This window comes from Sporosarcina sp. FSL K6-3457, assembly GCF_038007285.1.
GTDB lineage: Bacteria > Bacillota > Bacilli > Bacillales_A > Planococcaceae > Sporosarcina.
The window spans coordinates 2,991,955-3,010,504 of sequence record NZ_JBBOWX010000001.1 but is presented as its reverse complement, the minus strand read 5'-3'; the positions used below and the strand labels follow the sequence as shown (position 1 = coordinate 3,010,504).

Annotated in this window: 18 protein-coding genes and 1 riboswitch; of the genes, 16 read left to right on the top strand and 2 right to left on the bottom strand. The window is 41.9% G+C overall.

Going from position 1 to position 18,550, the window contains the following annotated elements:
• The first annotated feature begins 38 nt into the window (after positions 1-38).
• The 10 genes from N1I80_RS14900 (at position 39) to N1I80_RS14855 (ending at position 10,956) form a co-directional block, all read left to right on the top strand.
• Positions 39-1,043, top strand: coding sequence for a D-alanyl-D-alanine carboxypeptidase family protein (locus N1I80_RS14900; protein ID WP_340738642.1), 1,005 nt, complete (start codon positions 39-41; stop codon positions 1,041-1,043).
• A 255-nt stretch (positions 1,044-1,298) separates the two neighbouring features.
• The gene (locus tag N1I80_RS14895; protein WP_340738641.1) at positions 1,299-2,030 is read left to right on the top strand and encodes a pseudouridine synthase; all 732 of its coding nucleotides are present in this window, start codon (positions 1,299-1,301) and stop codon (positions 2,028-2,030) included.
• 281 nt (positions 2,031-2,311) lie between these two features.
• Complete coding sequence (gene resA, locus N1I80_RS14890; RefSeq protein ID WP_340738640.1) at positions 2,312-2,848, top strand: thiol-disulfide oxidoreductase ResA; 537 nt, start codon at positions 2,312-2,314, stop codon at positions 2,846-2,848.
• An 18-nt stretch (positions 2,849-2,866) separates the two neighbouring features.
• Entirely contained in the window at positions 2,867-4,522 is a 1,656-nt protein-coding gene (gene resB, locus N1I80_RS14885; RefSeq protein WP_340738639.1) for a cytochrome c biogenesis protein ResB, read from the top strand.
• Positions 4,522-5,706 (top strand): c-type cytochrome biogenesis protein CcsB, encoded by a 1,185-nt coding sequence (gene ccsB / locus N1I80_RS14880; RefSeq protein WP_340738638.1) that lies wholly within the window; start codon positions 4,522-4,524, stop codon positions 5,704-5,706. Before resB ends, ccsB begins: the two co-directional genes overlap by 1 nt.
• Positions 5,707-5,844: 138 nt before the next feature.
• Positions 5,845-6,567, top strand: a complete 723-nt coding sequence (locus N1I80_RS14875; RefSeq protein WP_340738637.1) for a response regulator transcription factor — start codon at positions 5,845-5,847, stop codon at positions 6,565-6,567.
• On the top strand, positions 6,560-8,344 hold the full coding sequence (locus tag N1I80_RS14870; RefSeq protein WP_340738636.1) for an ATP-binding protein: 1,785 nt from the start codon (positions 6,560-6,562) through the stop codon (positions 8,342-8,344). The genes N1I80_RS14875 and N1I80_RS14870 overlap by 8 nt, the downstream gene beginning before the upstream one ends.
• Positions 8,345-8,389: 45 nt before the next feature.
• On the top strand, positions 8,390-8,932 hold the full coding sequence (gene sigX, locus N1I80_RS14865; RefSeq protein ID WP_340738635.1) for an RNA polymerase sigma factor SigX: 543 nt from the start codon (positions 8,390-8,392) through the stop codon (positions 8,930-8,932).
• Positions 8,919-9,950, top strand: coding sequence for a hypothetical protein (locus N1I80_RS14860; protein ID WP_340738634.1), 1,032 nt, complete (start codon positions 8,919-8,921; stop codon positions 9,948-9,950). Before sigX ends, N1I80_RS14860 begins: the two co-directional genes overlap by 14 nt.
• 85 nt (positions 9,951-10,035) lie before the next feature.
• Positions 10,036-10,167: riboswitch (FMN riboswitch) on the top strand.
• A gap of 207 nt (positions 10,168-10,374) precedes the next feature.
• Positions 10,375-10,956 (top strand): ECF transporter S component, encoded by a 582-nt coding sequence (locus N1I80_RS14855; protein WP_340738633.1) that lies wholly within the window; start codon positions 10,375-10,377, stop codon positions 10,954-10,956.
• Between the two features lie 156 nt (positions 10,957-11,112).
• On the opposite strand, the gene N1I80_RS14850 is transcribed toward N1I80_RS14855, so the two are convergent.
• On the bottom strand, positions 11,113-11,364 hold the full coding sequence (locus tag N1I80_RS14850; RefSeq protein WP_203246438.1) for a 4Fe-4S domain-containing protein: 252 nt from the start codon (positions 11,362-11,364) through the stop codon (positions 11,113-11,115).
• Between the two features lie 116 nt (positions 11,365-11,480).
• Between N1I80_RS14850 and N1I80_RS14845 the strand changes: the two genes are divergently transcribed.
• From N1I80_RS14845 to N1I80_RS14825, 5 genes are all read left to right on the top strand, one after another.
• Positions 11,481-12,521 carry a helix-turn-helix domain-containing protein gene (locus N1I80_RS14845; RefSeq protein ID WP_340738632.1) on the top strand — a complete coding sequence of 347 codons (1,041 nt, stop codon included), beginning with the start codon at positions 11,481-11,483 and terminating at the stop codon, positions 12,519-12,521.
• Complete coding sequence (locus N1I80_RS14840) at positions 12,521-13,954, top strand: RecQ family ATP-dependent DNA helicase (protein WP_340738631.1); 1,434 nt, start codon at positions 12,521-12,523, stop codon at positions 13,952-13,954. The genes N1I80_RS14845 and N1I80_RS14840 overlap by 1 nt, the downstream gene beginning before the upstream one ends.
• Positions 13,955-14,033: 79 nt before the next feature.
• Complete coding sequence (locus tag N1I80_RS14835; RefSeq protein ID WP_340738630.1) at positions 14,034-14,678, top strand: LysM peptidoglycan-binding domain-containing protein; 645 nt, start codon at positions 14,034-14,036, stop codon at positions 14,676-14,678.
• Positions 14,679-14,749: 71 nt separating this feature from the next.
• Complete coding sequence (locus N1I80_RS14830) at positions 14,750-15,547, top strand: metallophosphoesterase (protein ID WP_340738629.1); 798 nt, start codon at positions 14,750-14,752, stop codon at positions 15,545-15,547.
• 7 nt (positions 15,548-15,554) lie between these two features.
• The gene (locus N1I80_RS14825) at positions 15,555-16,529 is read left to right on the top strand and encodes a YpdA family putative bacillithiol disulfide reductase (protein WP_340738628.1); all 975 of its coding nucleotides are present in this window, start codon (positions 15,555-15,557) and stop codon (positions 16,527-16,529) included.
• A gap of 246 nt (positions 16,530-16,775) precedes the next feature.
• On the opposite strand, the gene N1I80_RS14820 is transcribed toward N1I80_RS14825, so the two are convergent.
• Positions 16,776-17,714 carry an asparaginase gene (locus N1I80_RS14820; protein WP_340738627.1) on the bottom strand — a complete coding sequence of 313 codons (939 nt, stop codon included), beginning with the start codon at positions 17,712-17,714 and terminating at the stop codon, positions 16,776-16,778.
• Positions 17,715-17,773: 59 nt separating this feature from the next.
• Between N1I80_RS14820 and prsW the strand changes: the two genes are divergently transcribed.
• Positions 17,774-18,457, top strand: coding sequence for a glutamic-type intramembrane protease PrsW (gene prsW / locus N1I80_RS14815; RefSeq protein WP_340738626.1), 684 nt, complete (start codon positions 17,774-17,776; stop codon positions 18,455-18,457).
• Positions 18,458-18,550: the final 93 nt, after the last annotated feature.

The following is an 18,550-nucleotide window of genomic DNA, read 5'->3' as shown; positions in this document are numbered from 1 at the left end:
GTGGATTGTACTTCATCCAACTTTTGAGGAGGAAATGTATGTTGAAAAGGACGATGATTGTTGTCCTATTTTTTTCACTATTTCTTGGCGCTGTACCAAAAGAAGCGGTGGCAGCGGGAAGCTCATGGGCAGTTATTGATGCAGATACCGGTAGATTATTGGATGGTTACAATGAAAACGTCAGATTGCCCATTGCAAGCTTGACGAAAATTTGGACGGCTTTCACATTCATCGAAAGTGGAAGCTCGTTTGGAGAAGTTACAATATCTCCACAGGCTGCCTCAGCAGAAGGGTCATCGATTTATTTACAGCAAGGAATGACGATTGAAGCAGATGCGTTATTGTATGGACTCATGCTGCGGTCGGGTAACGATGCGGCGCATGCGCTGTCCGAACAGGCAGGCGGCTCACTGGAGGGCTTTGTCGACTTGATGAATGAAAAAGCGCTATTGTATGGCTTAAAGAATACAGTCTTTACAAATCCGTCTGGTCTGCATGATGATCGTCACCTGTCCACTGCCTATGAAACAGCCCTTATGCTTCGTTACGCGATGGACAACGACAAGTTCCGTCAAATTGCGTCAACTAAGAATCATAGGTATGAAGGGGAGGACCAGACGTATAGCTGGCGCAACAAACATCGTCTCATCCATTCTGAGCCGACCGCAATCGCTGGTAAGACAGGTTTTACAAAAGCGGCGGGCAGGACGCTTGCGACGTACTTTGAGAAAGATGGGAAAAACATCATCGTTGTGACGCTGAATGATGGAAATGATTGGAACACGCATAAAGACTTGGCGAATAAAGTATTTTCTTCTTACAAATTAGTAACGGTTGCGAAAAAAGGGACATATGATATCCTTCCCGGAGTTGAAGCTGAACTGGAAGCGCCTATTCGTCTTTTATTGAAAAAAGGTGAAAAGGCTAAATTACAAAATATCGTACGTATACCTCGTGGTAAAAGTAAGAGGAGTACAGGATCTTGGACGGTTTCCTTTGATAATGAACCGCTCATTGCGAGTGAAATTATTATTAAGCAATAAGCATAATCAATTGCGCCGAGGCGTAATTCAAAATCCGTGACATCGGGGAAGGATTGAACTGCATCCTTCCTTGGAGGCTTTATCTTCGTTCAGCAGGAGTCTTCTGCTGAACGAAGATAAAAATTCAAGTCCACAGAAGATAAAACGTATAAAAATGTGACATATTTAAGAAGACTGTCATCATACAGGACAGTCTTCTTTTAATTTGACGCAAAGTGTGACATAATTTTTGCAGAATGAAAATGAGGTGTCTTGATGGAAAGATTACAAAAAGTATTGGCGCAAGCGGGTGTTGCATCACGGAGAAAGTCCGAAACACTCATTGTAGAAGGTAAAGTAAAAGTAAATGGTGTTGTTGTAACGGAGCTTGGGACGAAAGTTTCGAATTCGGATCGGGTGGAAGTGGAAGGCATTCAGCTCGTTAAAGAAAATTATGTCTATTATCTTTTATATAAACCGAGATCAGTCATTTCGACTGTTCATGATGACAAAGGGAGAAAGACTGTTCTTGACCTGTTTCCACTTGTAGAGGAAAGAGTATTCCCAGTAGGAAGACTTGATTATGATACATCGGGTATCATTTTAATGACCAATGATGGAGATTTTTCTTATTTAATGACGCATCCAAAGTTCGGCATTAAGAAAAAGTATGTTGCGAAGGTCAAAGGGATTCCAGATCGCGAATCGCTTCGCAAACTAGAACGAGGTATTGAATTGGACGATGGCAAGACGGCTCCTGCTCATGTGAAAATGCAGACAGTCGATAAGAAAGCTGGCACTGCATTGATTGAAATTACGATTCATGAAGGTCGGAATCGTCAAGTGCGTCGTATGTTTGATGCGATTGGCTGCCCGGTGTTAAAACTACGAAGAGAATCCTTCGGTAATTTGACGACGCATGGTTTAAATGCAGGAGAAGCACGTGAACTCACAAAGCATGAAGTGAAACAACTTCGGGTTCTTGCGGAAACAGGTAAAATCGGCTAATACCGATTCAACTAAACTCATGATAAGGGGCCTCCGCCGATTGCAATCCATTACAAGGAAGGCCCAAACGTTCACAATCCTTTCATTTATGGTGGGCATCTATGAAAATCCATTTGTTATAATGGAGGGTAGAGGCTATTTATTTCGTTCATTAGGGGATTCTGTTGAATGACATAAATGCCTCAGGCGGATGTCACGGATTTTTTAAGGAAGCTTTTCGAGCTCGCTCGAAAAAAATCCGGACGCAATTACGCCGACACGTAATTGATTGTTAGGAGGAAATGGGTTTGGCAAAAGCAGATAAAAAGAAAAAACGTCTTATTATAAGAACGATTGTCCTGTTACTGCTTGTAGCGGCAGTCGGCTATACAATCACTTCGAAAGATAAAGTGAAAGTGTTGGCTGTTGGTGACAAAGCACCTGATTTTGAACTAGTCGATTTGGAGGGTAACAAACACCGTCTATCTGATTACAAAGGACAAGGTGTGTTCTTAAATTTTTGGGGGACTTGGTGTGGTCCATGTAAAAAGGAAATGCCTCATATGGAAAGTCAACATATTGCATTTGAAAATAAAGGTGTCCAAATACTCGCCGTCAATATTGCAGAATCATCGTTGAAGGTAGAAGCATTCCGAGATCAGTATGGTCTGACATTCCCCATTGCGATTGATAAAGATAAAAGTGTCAAAGAGGCCTATAATATAGTGCCGCTACCCACAACATTTTTAATTGACAAAGAGGGGAAAATCGAAAAGATCATCACGAGCGAAATGACGGAGGCTGAAATCATTTCCTATATGGAGAGCATTCAACCCTAAGTAAGGAGCATATGCGAAATGAGTAAAATCAAATGTCAATGTGGTCATGAGAATCCATTTGGTACAGTACTTTGTGAACAATGTGGAAGACCACAAACCGAAGAGGCTAAAAAAAGTAAACTAGTTGACATGCGTTATGAAGGCTCTTCCAGGAGATCGCAAACGTATAACAAGTCCATCGTCGATAAGATTTGGAATTTCTTTTCTAGTGTTAAGGTTGGAATTGGGATTATTGTAGCGGTTCTTGCAACGGCTGCAATCGGAACGATTTTTCCGCAAAAATTGTATGTGCCTGTATCACCTTTGGCATCTGGAGCGGAATACTTAGCTTATTATGAGCGCTTGTACGGTTTTTTTGGCACTATTTACTATCGATTCGGTTTCTATGATATGTATAATAGTTGGTGGTTCATCACACTGACGGGAATGCTTGGCGCTTCTATCATTATTGCTAGTGTTGACCGGGTCGTACCGCTATATAAATCGTTGAAAAAACAGCGTACAAAGCGTCACCCTTCTTTCATGAGGAAACAGCGTGTTTATGGCGAAGGACCTTCCGAGGATTCAACTGTAGCATTAGTTAAAGCTGAGGAAAAACTGAAGGAACTTCGTTACAATGTTAAAGTCGAAGATGGCGCATTATTAGCGGAAAAAGGGCGTTTTGCAAGATGGGGCCCTTATGTCAATCATGCGGGAATTATCATCTTCCTGTTTGGTATATTACTACGTGGAATCCCTGGATTTTATGTGGATGAAACGATGTGGCTCCGAGAAGGAGAAATACGTTCTATCCCAGGTGCTGAGGGTTATTATTTAGAGAGTAAAGAATTCATCTTAGAAAATTACTCGAAAGATGATGCCAACGAAGTATTCGGCGATGCATTGGAACGTGTGGGGATGATTGCTAGTAATTATCAAACCGACGTTGCGCTTTACAAAATACCTGACGACGCACTCGTAGGATCGAGTGATTTTGAATTTGTGAAGGACTATTCCATCATTGTCAATAAACCACTTAAATTCGATGGCTTTAACGTATTCCAAATGGATTACCGTCTTGATGAATTAAAATCAATGACGTTCCAGTTAACGGAAAAAGAAACGGATAAAACGTATGGACAGTTTACGGTCGACTTAGCTGAACCTGAAAAGAATTATGAACTAGAAAACGGCGCACAAGTCAGATTGATGGATTACTATCCAGACTTTATTATGACGGACGGCGAGCCAGATACAAAATCGCCAATCCCGAACAATCCTGCTTTTATCTTTGAAATGAAAACGCTTGACAAACCGGATGGTGAAAGAAGTTTTGTAGCTATCCAACAGACGCTTGAAACAGAGCAAAATGATTATAAAGTGAAGTTTGTCAGTGCTGAAACGCGTGATATTTCAGGGCTGACAATTCGCAAGGATAAGACGTTGTACATTATCCTTATCGGTGGCATCATCTTTATGATTGGTGTTGCACAGGGTGCTTATTGGAATCATAGAAGAATTTGGATCCAACAAGGAAAGGGCGATGAACTTTTAGTCGCAGCTCATACGAACAAAAACTGGTTCAAGCTGAAACAGGAACTTGATCAAGTGAAAGATGTTGCAGCACTACCTTCCTATGTAGATAGGCAGGATACAGATGCTATTTTTGAAGATAGGGAAGGAGAACAAGCATAATGGGACTTGCAGCGTTAAGCGCTAACTTACTATTGGTTTCCTTTATCGCCTACCTTATCGCAACAGCTTTTTTTGGTGGTGCGGTAAAAGGAGCGAAATCGGAAGCTTCTTATAAAAATAATAGATGGGGAAACATGGGGATAGCAATTACAATCATCGGTTTTATTGCCCATCTTGGCTATTTCATCACACGTTGGATGGCTTCTGGCCATGCACCTGTTAGTAATATGTTTGAATTTACGACTGCGTTTGGCATGATGCTTGTCGGAGCATTCATATTGTTGTTTTTCCTTTATCGGACACCTTCGCTTGGATTGTTTGCATTGCCGATAGCGATTATTATCATTGCCTATGCAAGCATGTTTCCAAAGGAGATTACGCCACTCATTCCGGCACTTCAAAGCTATTGGCTGACGATACACGTGATTACAGCAGCTCTTGGTGAAGCGATTCTTGCGATTAGTGCGGTTGCGGGGCTTATCTTTTTATTGAAAAATATTGATTTGACTAAAAAATCAAAGCAGCGTTTTTGGTTAGAAGCAGTTATGCTTACGCTTATTCTCGTGATTGGTTTTGTATTGTCATCGACAACATTTAAACTAACTGGTTATGAAGCACAATTTTCATATATTGATAAAAACGAGATGCCAGCCCAAATTATCTATAACTATCCACCGTTATTCGGTATGCATCAATCTGAATCATTAACGCCAGATACGATGAAGCCATGGGTAGAAATGCCGGCTATTATTAATGCGAAGACGTTAACGACATTTGTTTGGTCAGTTGCGATAGGGATTGTTTTGTATATAATTCTTAGACTAATCTTCCGACGGCCGATTGCGGCATTGTTCCAACCGTTTGCTAAAAAAGCAAATTCTCAATTGATGGATGAAATTGGTTATCGAGCGGTTATTATTGGCTTTCCGATTTTTTCGTTAGGAGCACTTGTCTTCGCAATGATCTGGGCACATGAAGCGTGGTCGAGATTTTGGGGATGGGATCCAAAGGAAGTTTGGGCGCTCATTACATGGCTATTTTACGCAGCATTCCTTCACGTGCGTCTATCGCGCGGTTGGGAAGGCGAAAAGTCAGCGTGGTTGGCTGTTATCGGTTTCATCATTATCATGTTTAACTTGATAGCCGTGAACTTAATCATCGCTGGATTACATTCATACGCTTGATCTAGGATAAGACTGCACGGTAGTTTACAAAACGCCGTGCAGTCTTTTTTAGATGATTGTGATTATGCTTTGTTGTTTCTTTTTTATTGAGTGACTTGTACAATGGACATAGATGCATGTTGAAAGGGGCAATTAGTTATGGAAGAAAAAGTAACATTGTTAGTAGTGGATGACGAGGAGAGAATTCGCCGTCTGTTAAATATGTATCTTACGCGCGAAGGCTATGAAATCGAAGAAGCGGTAGATGGCGCAGAAGCGCTAGAAAAAGCACTTGTCACACATTATGATGGTATTTTACTCGACTTAATGATGCCGGAAAAAGATGGCTTGGAAGTATTGCGGGAATTGAGAGAAAAGAAAATTATGACACCAGTTATTATGTTAACAGCAAAAGGCGAGGAAGCTGATCGTGTAACTGGATTCGAATCGGGTGCCGATGACTACATAGTGAAACCATTCAGTCCGCGTGAAGTGGTTCTACGGGTTAAAGCGATTCTTAGGAGGTCTGTGACGTTTCATGGCGCTGCTTCTGCGTCTTCATCGAAGGATCTCGTCGTTTTCCCACAATTGACGATAGATAACGACGCGCATCGTGTCATGGCTGATGGGAATGAAGTGAATCTGACACCGAAAGAATATGAGCTGCTTTATTTTTTGGCGAAGTCACCGGACAAAGTATTTGATCGAGAACAACTATTGAAAGAAGTATGGCATTATGAATTTTTCGGGGATCTCCGAACAGTTGACACGCATGTCAAGCGGCTGCGTGAAAAGTTAAGCCGGGTTTCTGAGAAGGCAGCTAAAATGATTGTTACCGTTTGGGGCGTTGGTTATAAGTTTGAGGTTCCTCATAATGAATAGAATATGGAATTCAATCGTCGGGAAGCTATGGGCAACCATATTGCTTCTCGTTTCCTTTGTCCTGTTTATTGTCACTGCGCTGCTTCTTGAATTTCTGGATAATTTTCATACGCAACAAGCAGAGGATTCCTTGCGAAGAGATGCAATGACAATTGGTAAAGTTGTTATGGATCATGAAAGTGAGTCTTCTATGCAACTGATTATTGAAGATATCCTTGGTGATGAAACAGATGCTATGATTGTAGATGCTAAAGGGGAAACGAAGTACTCTTTCCAGCAAGGGATAAATAAGGAGAAAATCGAAGATAAGATTCTTTCCGAATCTATATTTATATCAAATAGAGGGGGAGATACGCCAGTTGTGAAGGAAATGATTCTTCCTTCAATTGCAGACGATGGTGTAATGGAGCAATATCTTGTGCTGGCCTATCCATTTGAATTCAATCAGCAGGTGGTTGGTTCCGTTATCATTTATCAAAGTTTAGAAGCTGTCCATAGGGCTACAAAGGAAACAACCAATATCGTATTCTTGTCGGCGTTTATTGCCTTTATTTTAACAACTGTTTTTGCCTTTTTCTTATCGACAAGAATTACTTCACCTTTGCGTGGAATGAGGCAAGCTGCTTTTGAATTATCGAAAGGTAATTTTGATACGCGGCTGCCTGTTATGCAAAATGATGAAATTGGTCAGTTAGCAACCGCCTTCAATCAGATGGGGAGACAGCTTAAGTATCATGTTGAATTGATCAATCAGGAAAAGGAACAGCTGTCCAGTATTTTAACGTCTATGACAGATGCGGTCATTACCTTCAATCGAGATTACACGATTTTATTAAGTAATCCACAGGCGGAACGCTTATTGCAAAATTGGTACTTTAAAAGTGGTGTCCAAGATGAAAAAAATACGATTCCTCCAGAAATTTTCCATATGCTTGATCATGTTATCACGTTTGCCGAAGAAGTAGAAGATGAGCTGGAGCTCGGGGGGCGGTTTTACGCCATTTCAATTAGCCCGCTATATAGTGGTAGCGATATTCGAGGAGCGGTTGCGGTGCTGCGTGATATGACGGATCAGCATAAGCTCGATAAGCTCCGTTCCGATTTCATCGCGAATGTGTCACATGAGCTACGGACGCCGATTTCAATGCTTCAAGGCTATAGTGAGGCGATTATTGACGGTGTGACGACTAATGACGAAGAGCGCAATGAGATGGTGCAGATTATTCATGAGGAATCGAAACGAATGGGTAGACTTGTGACAGATTTACTCGATCTTGCGAGGATGGAATCGGGTCATATGCGCTTGTACAAAGATGATATAGCGATGATTCCTTTCCTTGATCGGATTGTTAATAAATTCATGCAAGTTGCGCGTGATGCCAATGTGGAATTGTCATTTGATTTTCCACAAGGTGAAGAAATCATTTCAACTGTCGATGAAGATCGGATTGAACAAGTGTTTACGAATTTAATTGACAACGCAATCCGACATACACCTGACGGAGGCAATGTAACATTGCGTGTCAAAAAGGTTGTCGATACGATTGAAATAACGGTTACGGATACAGGTGTTGGTATTCCTGAAGAGGATTTACCTTATATTTTTGAACGTTTTTATAAAGCAGACAAGGCGAGAACAAGAGGCAAGGGCGGAACAGGCTTAGGTCTGGCGATTGCTAAAAATATTATTGATTCGCATAGCGGAGTGATTACAGCTAGCAGAGGAGAAAATAGCGGTACAATTTTTAGCTGCATATTACCTTTGAAGAACTTGTAACTATTTAGCTTGAACAACGACTAATTATTAGAACGGGGGTATTTCATGGACGACTCCGTTTTCCACCGGCTCTATGAGCAGTACCACCAAGATGTGTTCAAGTTTCTCATCTATTTGACGAGAAATCGTGATCATGCTGAGGATCTCGTGCATGAAGTGTACGTGAGGGTATTGCGAGCATATAGCGGTTTTGAAGGGAAAAGTTCTGAAAAAACATGGCTTTTTTCTATTGCGAAAAATGTCGCGATTGACCATTTCAGAAAAAATGCTGTCCGTAAAAAGCATCTGTTCGATAAATTTGACTGGGAAAAGAGTGAGCTCGTTTCAACAGGGGCTTTACCTGAAGAACTTGTTACACTTAGTGAAGAGATGAAAGAACTATTGCAGGCGCTTAACACCTGTACAGGTGATCAAAAAATGGTCATCACGATGCGTTATTTCCAGGATTTGTCGATAGCGGAAACAGCCGAAATTCTTAGCTGGACAGAAGGTAAAGTGAAGACCACACAACATCGGGCAATCAAAGCGCTACAAAAGAAATTGAATGCTCTTCCTACAGAAGGGGGGAAACTAGATGGCCGACAATAAATGGGACGACAGCAAGATCGACAGCCTTCTGGGCAATATGCCGGATATACGAGACGAGCGCCTGAAGTCGGACATATTGATGCGACTCCAACAAGACGAACGATTGCATCTCCCCCGTCGCAATAATATTAAAAAATGGATGCCGGCTTTAGTGGCGGTAGCGGCACTGTTGATTTTCAGTATGATCATTCCCTCGATGCTAAGGCAGAATGATAGCGCGCTGGATAAAGCGTCCGAGTCCGCTTCGATGAAAATGGATCAAGCAGAAATGTTGATGGAGAGCGAGGAAGAAGCAGGTGTTACAGCCACAGATGCCGGTGCGGGCGCAGAAACGTTCAATGCAGCAACGGCAAGGATGCTACCGGAGAATCATGTCCTCTTACAAGAGGATTTACAAGGATTTCAACCGTTACAAATGGGGCTAGTTGTAGATGCTCATATAGTTGTCCCGACGACGCTGTTGATTCCAGAGGAACGAATTGCTGTTGATTTTCCGGAGGGGGAACCAGATTATGCTACCCTATACAATCGGTATGCTACCGGTATCCCAGAGGAAGAACTTGGACTTGATAATATTCAGCCGAATCATGAGCTTTCCGCAACTATGGATTTCATTGCAAGCGAAAATGCACAGCCTTATTACAAGACGGTCACGCCTTCTGGTCAAATCTATCTGATACCCTCAGAAGCAGTAGATGTACTGACGGTAGAGCAGGCACTATTGGCGATGAAGGACGTACAAAATGACCGAGTTGAAGCGCTTGTTCCGCAACATATTGTGTACAGTGTTAAGGAGCAAGAGGGCGTGGCAGTTATTAGCTTTACAGAACCACTCGACTTGTCCTTGATGGATCAAGGCGTGGTAAATTTAATGGTAGAAGGATTCATGTTAACCGCGAAAAATTTCAATAAGCAAGTACGTTTGGAAAACGTCGTACAAGACACTTTCTTACGCTACGATTTGACAACTGTATTACCAAAACCAGTTGGTGTCAATCCAACGTATTTCTTTGAATGATGCACTAGCCTAAAAAACGCTTTGTAAACAATTAAGTTTACAAAGCGTTTTCTGCCGTATATACTAAGGTAGTAATAAAATATTGATTCATCTTCGGGGCAGGGTGCAATTCCCGACCGGCGGAAATGGAGAGTTTCTCTTCTAGCCCGCGAGCTTAACAGCTGATTCTGGTGTGATTCCAGAGCCGACAGTATAGTCTGGATGGGAGAAGGTGAAGGTACGGCCGTCTTTTTGTGTTGTCCACAAAAAGGGTGCTTATTTAAGTGTGGGGTAAAAAGGAGATTATCTTCTTTTTGACACCTCTATTTAATGATACCTTTTAACTCCCTAAGGCTTTCAGTAGCTTTGGGGATTTTTTGTAGACAATGATTGGCGGAACGGCCTTTCCTCTTTTGAAGTGAATCGCAAAAGGAGAGAGGAACACATGAATAACAAGAAGTTACGCAAGATGATTCTCATTGCAATCTTAGGGAGCATTGGTACGGTGTTGATGCAGTTCAATTTCCCGCTACCCGCATTACCAGGATTCTTGAAAATCGATTTCGGAGAAGTGCCTGCGGTAATAGCCATTATGACAATGGGGCCGGTTGCAGGTATTGGGGTCGAGTTAATTAAAAACGTCATGCATTGGTTTATGACAGGCAGTCCGACGGGTGTACCTGTAGGAGAAATTGCGAATTTTGCAACAGGTGTTCTATTCATTATGCCAATCTATTTCATCCACAATAAATTTAAAACATCTAAAGGATTAGCGGCTGGCCTCCTTGCAGGAACAGTTGCCATGGCATTGGGGATGAGTGTTTTGAACTATGCCGTATTCCTACCGATGTATACGTATTTCATGAACTTCCCGGAGATGGCAGGCAGTGAGTTGTCTACATTTATCGTTTTAGGAGTTCTACCTTTCAATCTTATCAAAGGTGTTATGCTCATGGTCATCACGTTGTTACTGTTCAAGAGCATGAACAAATGGATTGCCAAGCAACGAACCCAATTAATGGCGTAAATTAATCGAGCCTCGGCGTGATTGCGTCTAGGGGCTTTCTCGAGGAGGAATTGAGCCTCATTCCTTCTCATTTAGATAATAGCGTCACAAATTAGACATAAAGCAAGGCCGCCCTGAATATTTTCGGGGCGGCCTTGCTTTATGTAACTGCTAAAATCAGTCTTCGTATTTTAACGCATCGCCATCAAATGGCGCATCAGCGATTTTGATTGAATCGGTCGGGCAACCATCAAATGCATCTTCCAAATCTTCCATCAGTTCTTCTGGAACTTCCGTTGTACCCGTGTTATCATCGAGGATAACATAAGCAATTCCTTCATCATCATAATCGTAAATATCTGGGGCTGCTGCTCCACAAGCGCCACATGCAATGCACGTATCTTGATCGACGATTGTATATTTAGGCATAGTCTTTCTCTCCTCTTTTCTCCGTACAAACAATTTACTATTTACTTCATACTTCATTCTAATGATATTGACAGCAGTTTTCAACAAAAAGAATTTATTAATCGGAGGAATTCGTTATGAATCTTTCTTCAATACTCGCAGTCATCATCGCTAAGCTAGATGGCGAGCGAACGATTTATGCTGGCCTTCATCTATTACGTGGCAAACGTTCGGGGCAGACGTTGCAGGATGTTGAATATTATAATTTGAAAGCTTTTTTTGGTATTTTACCGAAATTAACGGTTGAGCAATATGATGAAGCCGCTACATTATTAAGGGATTCTGGTTTTATTTCAACCGGAGACGACTCATTTGTACATCTAACAACAAGTGGTCGCCAACTGGTCGCGACTTTACCGATTTACGCATTTAATGGTTGGGACTATAGGGGTAGAGAAATGCTTTTTTTCGCGAGGCTATCGCTTGTCGTACAGACAGTGTCGCATTTTAAAGTAGGAGAACATGCATTTATGCCGATTCAAAAAGATTATGATAGCCAGTCATTTGTAAAAAGACTGTTGCATAAACAACCTATTAGTGATCCGGCATATGCCAGCTATATTGCTGCGGAGCTTAGGTTATGTATGGAGCGCAGTGGTATGGATGATCAGCAAAAAGTGATTGTCACGCATCGACTAAGTGGTTTTGGTCTGACAGGGTGGACGTGGGATCAGCTAGCGGATCAGTTGAAACTAAATTCGTTTGCTGTCCGACTGTTATTTATAGAGAGCTTACATAGGTTGCTGACAGTTATCGAACAATCTTCTGATTTGTCTTTTTTGCGAAAAATAGCTAAAAACGTTAAAGTAACGACTTATTTGACCGATTCTTCAAGTAAGACCAAACAGCTTTTTGATCGGGGACTGTCCATTGAGGACATTGCTGCGGCTCGGAATTTGAAGTTGAGTACGATTGAAGACCATTTTGTCGAACTATCCATTAATGACCCTCAATTCCCACTGACTCAGTTCGTTGCAGAGCGAGATGTTAAGGCAGTCGTCGAAAAAGTGAATGAACTGGAAACACGTAGGCTTCGGTTATTGAAGGCTGAATTTGAATCACTGTCTTATTTTCAACTTCGTCTTATATTAGGTGCGCGGACGGGGGGAGGAAACTGATGGATATTTACAAAACACTGAAAGAGAAATTCGGTTACGATCAATTTAGACCGGGGCAGGAAGCGGTCATTCGTGATGTGATTGCCGGGAAAGACACACTCGCCATTTTGCCGACAGGCATGGGGAAATCATTATGTTATCAGTTGCCAGCTTATGTAGCGCAAGGTACGGTGTTAATCATTTCACCACTTGTCGCGTTAATGGAAGACCAAGTGGCCATTATGAAAAAAAATGGTGAAAAACGTGTTGTTGCACTAAACTCTTTTCTGTCATTTTCAGAAAAAAAGCGGATTATGGCTGAATTAGGGTATTATAAATTTATTTTTATATCACCTGAAATGCTATTACAGAAAAATGTAATCACTCTTTTGCGCAACAGTCATTTGTCACTGATTGTTGTTGACGAAGCGCATTGTATTTCACAATGGGGTTTTGATTTTAGACCGGATTATTTGCGAATTGGTGAGTTGTTTGGAGAAAGCCGACCGCATATTCTTGCACTTACGGCGACAGCGGATGATAAAGTGGTGGCTGATATCGTCCACTATTTACAGCTGCGATCTCCCGAAGTCCATCGCCAGTCGTTAGATCGTCCGAATATATCTTATTCCATAGTCAAGGTCGATAACGAAATGCAGAAAACCGAATGGATTAAAGAGCGGGTACTAGCGACGATTGGACCAGGTATCATTTATGCCGCATCTCGAAAACGTGCAGATGAACTAGCTACCATACTGCAGAAGCTAGGTGTATCTGTTGCCTCTTATCACGCGGGGAAGGAACAGGAAGACCGTGCGTTCATCCAAGAGCAATTCATCACAGGGGAAATCAATTGGATTTGTGCGACAAATGCGTTTGGGATGGGTATACATAAAGATGATATTCGCCAAGTGATTCATGAGCATGTCCCACAAGCGATTGCCGGTTATGTTCAGGAGGTAGGTCGTGCGGGGCGTGATGGTGAACAATCGGCAGCGTCGTTGCTTTTTACGCCGGATGATGAGGGAAGGATGCGCTTCATCATCCAAGATGATATTCCGCAAGAATGGGAAATTAGGCACTATGAAAATTGTATGGCGGAAAATATTTCGGCTGATGAAGCGGCAGAAAGGGCTCGAATTAGCGAAACGGGCAAACGTGTCATAGATTATTATAGAGAACGGATGACACTCGAAGAAGTTATTCAGCGGATGAAAGCATTAATTCACGAAAAAGAGGTACAACTACAAGGGATGCTTCGTTTAGTTCATTCAAAAAGTTGTGTCAGAGAAGAAGTAGTGGGGCTTTTTGGAGAGTCTCTTGAAATGAAACCGAAGTCGTGCTGTTCTGCTTGTGGGACGGCTGATGGATTATGGCTAAATCGACAAAATCAGGTTGTTTTAAATAAGCCGATGTTAGATTGGGAGGAAAGACTTATCAAGCTACTTGGTTAACAGGTCCGTTGTCCGTTGATTTTTACGACAAAATTCGTCATAATAAAGGAATAGCAAGATGTGATAGGAGAATGTAGCAATGAAAAAAGATGATTATAAAACTGAGTTTGAGGAGCATAGACAGGAAATTGATCAGGAAGGTGACAATCTTCCATCGCGTGCCGAGCTGCATCGAAAAGGCCGCAAGCCAAAAAAGAAATCTAGTCATTTAATGATTAATGTAATCCTAGGATTATTTACGCTTATTCCAGTCATTATCTTGGTGTATGTTGTTTCTGACTTTTATAATCCAGGTAGCAATCCGGCGGCAAAAGATGGAGATACGAGTGTGCGTTATGAAGAAAAAAAAGACGATCCGAATAAGGATTTAGTCTTGGGTGGAGACGAGGAAGAAGGAGAAGAGGATGGCTCAGGTGTAGATGAGGTTGAATCGACACCTGAACCCGAAACAAAGCCAGAAAAAGAACCGGAAACGGAAATAAAACAAGAAGAGAAGCCTGTTTCGAAACCGGTGGTGAACGTCAATCCGACTCCGGAAAAGAAACCTGAAGAGAAGCCGGAGCAACAATCAACTGAAAAAACACATAAAGTGGCGAATAATGAAACGCTTTACCGGATTTCTGTCAATTACTACGGTTCGGGTGAAGGTGTTGAAAAGATTAAAAGAGCAAATGGTTTAACATCAAATGATATTATGGTCGGGCAGACGCTCAAGATTCCTTAATTGGTTTTTAAAGATGTTGAAAATACAAAAAAGGCAAAGAATGCTTTGCCTTTTTTGTATGGAAGGAGGGCTTGATTACGGTCAATAAAATGGTATGGATGGCTCTTTCGATGATGAGCGGATTTTTGGCATTTATGTTTATGAATGCAAGGCAAAGAAATGTCATCTACCATGAAATGAATGCTGAAACAGGAAATGCTTTTAATAAGCAGTTAACGGTTTTTTTCATTTCGGATATTCATCGACGCAAGATTGACGAAAAACTATTGGCGAAAATTCATGCCAATCATGAAATTGATATAGTCGTCATTGGGGGAGATCTTGCGGAAAGGGATGTCCCATTAGCGCGTATCGCTAACAATGTTGGTCATCTTGCACGTCTAGGGCCATTGTTTTATGTATGGGGTAATAATGACCGTGAAGTGGGCGAGCAGGAAATGAGAGACATTTTAATGCGTTATGGCGGTAAAATACTGGATAACGAAAGTGCTGCTGTTCCTGGACATCCTGATTGGGGGGTATGTGGGACGGATGATCCGTCAAGTCGCAATGTTGATATCGATTCGACACTTCGCACGATTCAGCAGTTTAAGGAAGTCATAATGGTGACACATACACCATCGTTGTTTCGAAAAGTGGAGCAGGTATATCATCCACGGCTGATGCTTGCGGGTCATACACACGGCGGGCAAATTCGATTGGGTAAATGGGGCTTGCAGGAAAAAGGAGTGTTCCGCCTAGATGGAGGTAGGGCTAAGTTGATTAGCAATGGCTATGGCACGTCTACGCTACCCCTACGCCTTGGCGCGGCGCCGGAATGTCATGTGATTGTTATCAATTATACGGAAAGTGTTCCAAAGGAGTTGTAAAAAGGAAATGATACGAAAAGATGCAATCGTTGTCGGAGGCGGTCCATGTGGACTGTCTGCCGCGATTGAATTAAAGCAAATGGGACTTGACGTTCTCGTCATTGAAAAGGGAAACATTGTTAACTCAATTTACAATTATCCCACACATCAAACATTTTTTAGTTCAAGTATGAAATTGTCAATTGGGAATATTCCATTCATCACCGCCATTGATAAGCCGCAGCGCAACGATGCGCTGGTATATTACCGAAAGGTTGCGGAACTGAAAGAAATTGCGATTCATAGTTATGAGAAAGTGGAAGATGTCCAGCGGAAAAGTGAAGGTTTTCATGTTGTGACGGATAAAGGTGACTATTTCGCTGGAAATGTTGTCATCGCAACTGGTTACTATGATAATCCAAATCGGCTTGATGCTGAAGGGGAGAACCTGCCGAATGTCTTCCATTATTTTAAAGAAGCTCATCCGTTTTTCGGAAAAAAAGTTGTTGTGATAGGTGGTAAAAACTCGTCTGTCGACGCGGCACTTGAATTGGAGCGTGCGGGTGCATCGGTAACTGTTGTCTACCGTGGCTCCGAGTATTCACCGAGCGTCAAGCCGTGGATTTTACCTGGATTCGATAGCCTTGTTCGTGCTGGGGAGATTGATATGCATTTTAGTGCCCATGTTGTCGAGATAACAGCGTCCAGCGTGACGATTGAACAACAAGGAAAGACCTTTGTCATCGAAAATGACTATGTTTTTGCGATGATTGGCTACCATCCGGATTATACTTTCTTGAGAAATATTGGTATTACAACTGATGAGGAAAGTGGTCGACCTACTTTTGATGAAGAAACGATGGAAACGAATGTAGAGGGGCTTTTTATAGCAGGTGTTATAGCGGCGGGAAATAATGCGAACGAAATCTTTATTGAAAATGGTAAGTTTCATGGGGGTATGATTGCTCGCGCTATCGGGGCAAAGCAGGCTGCTGTGAAATAAAGATAAGGCTACCCTTTAACCGGATATCGGTTGGAGGTAGCCTTTTTTCATAGTTTAGGAAATTATAAAATTCTCGTATTGTGGATAAGTCGGAATAGGGTGATTTCTCGTCTAGGCTCCAGCGCCTAGCCCCTCGAGTCGCTTCGGTCTTGTCGGGGCTGAACAGGCGCTTGCGCTTTTGTTCTAGTTGTTGTTAGGAACGTAAAGCGATATGATTGGTAGCTTAGTTTCCCATTCAACCAACATTCAAGCTAAACAAAGTTCAAGAAGAAGCTTCAGTCGTGCTTTCTGACCACTCAATCCATGCTCAAATCGGACGCCCATATCCTTTAGCATCTTGCCGCCACCTTCATAGGCGTAAATGTCTTGTGCAATGCCATTGAAGCAACGGGAGACGATAATGACTGGAATGTTTTCATTCAGCAGGTGTGTGATACCAGTAAGTAAAGCAGGCGGCACGTTACCTTGGCCGAGGCCTTCTAATACAACGCCGTCATAGCCGAGTGAAGCGACTGAAAGAAGCATGTCGGATTCCATGCCTGCATAGATTTTGAACATGGCGACTTTTTTATCAATCAATTCCACGGGAAGACAAATTCGAGCTAGAGGTGCGTGGTGGAAATGAATAGCTGATTTTGTCACAATACCTATGGGACCATATTGTGGACTTTGGAAAGTTGACACACTACTCGAATGTGTTTTTGTCACGTTTGTCGCCGTATGAATTTCATCATTTAACACAACGAGAACACCTTTGTTGTTTGCGTTATCAGAAGCGGCGACACGGACGGCAGACATAAGATTATAGACGCCGTCCGCGCCGATTTCGTTGGAAGAGCGCATAGCGCCTGTCAGTACAATCGGTATGGTATAGTTTGTCGAGAGTTCTAAGAAGTAGGCGGTTTCTTCAAGAGTATCTGTGCCATGGGTGATGACGACGCCATCAAAATCACTCGCTGCGTTCTTCCTATCAATCATCATTTTCAATTCAAGCATATGCTCGGGTGTAATATGGGGTGATGGTAAATTGAAAGCTTCGATTTCGGTAATGTTGGCAAACTGCTGAATATTGTCAATTTCCATTGCGAGTGGATTAGCTGCACTTAAAATGACACCACCGGTTTCTGTGTTCAACTGCATTGAAATAGTTCCGCCTGTATGAATCAGTAAAATATTTTTCTTCAAATTGTAACCTCCTATGAAAGGTAATTCATGGTATAATGGTATGGAATGGGGGTTCGCCGATGTTCATATTGCTCACTGTGGCAATTGCGCCGGGATTGGCGCTCTTCAGCTATTTTTATTTGAGAAAACAAATTGCAAAAGAACCGTCACGTACATTATTTCATACATTCATATATGGTGCTATCATGACTTTTCCAATTATGTTCATTCAGCATGTTTTTGAGGAAGAAAATATTTTTTCTGAGTATTTCATACGGAATGTTATTTTTACGAGTGGTCTTGAGGAATTTTTTAAATGGCTTATTTTACTTATTGCGATTTATCGTCATGTTGAATTCGAAGATGCTTATGATGGGATTCTCTATGGTGCTAGTGTGTCACTTGGATTTGCTACTGTTGAAAACATTATTTATCTATTAGCATTCGGAGCTGACGTTGCTTTCATGCGTGCGCTGCTGCCGGTTTCAAGTCATGCCTTATTCGGTGTTGTAATGGGTTACTATTTTGGCCGTGCGAAATTTGCTGTGGAATCCAATATTAATAAATATTTATTTTTAGCGCTCCTTGCGCCTTATTGCCTTCACTTTATGTATAACGGAATTTTTGCGATAAATGCTCTCTCACAGTACTTAATTATCCCATTTATGCTGTTCCTATGGTGGTTCGGCTTAACTCGAGTTAAATATGCGCATATGTTCGCAATGCAGCAATTTAGACGTAAAACTAAAACGATGACAAAATGATCCAGCTTATGCTGGATCATTTTTATGTTCACTTCATTCTGCCGAAGTTCAATATAACCGGCTTTATTTGTTTCTTTTGATAAATAAACTGAG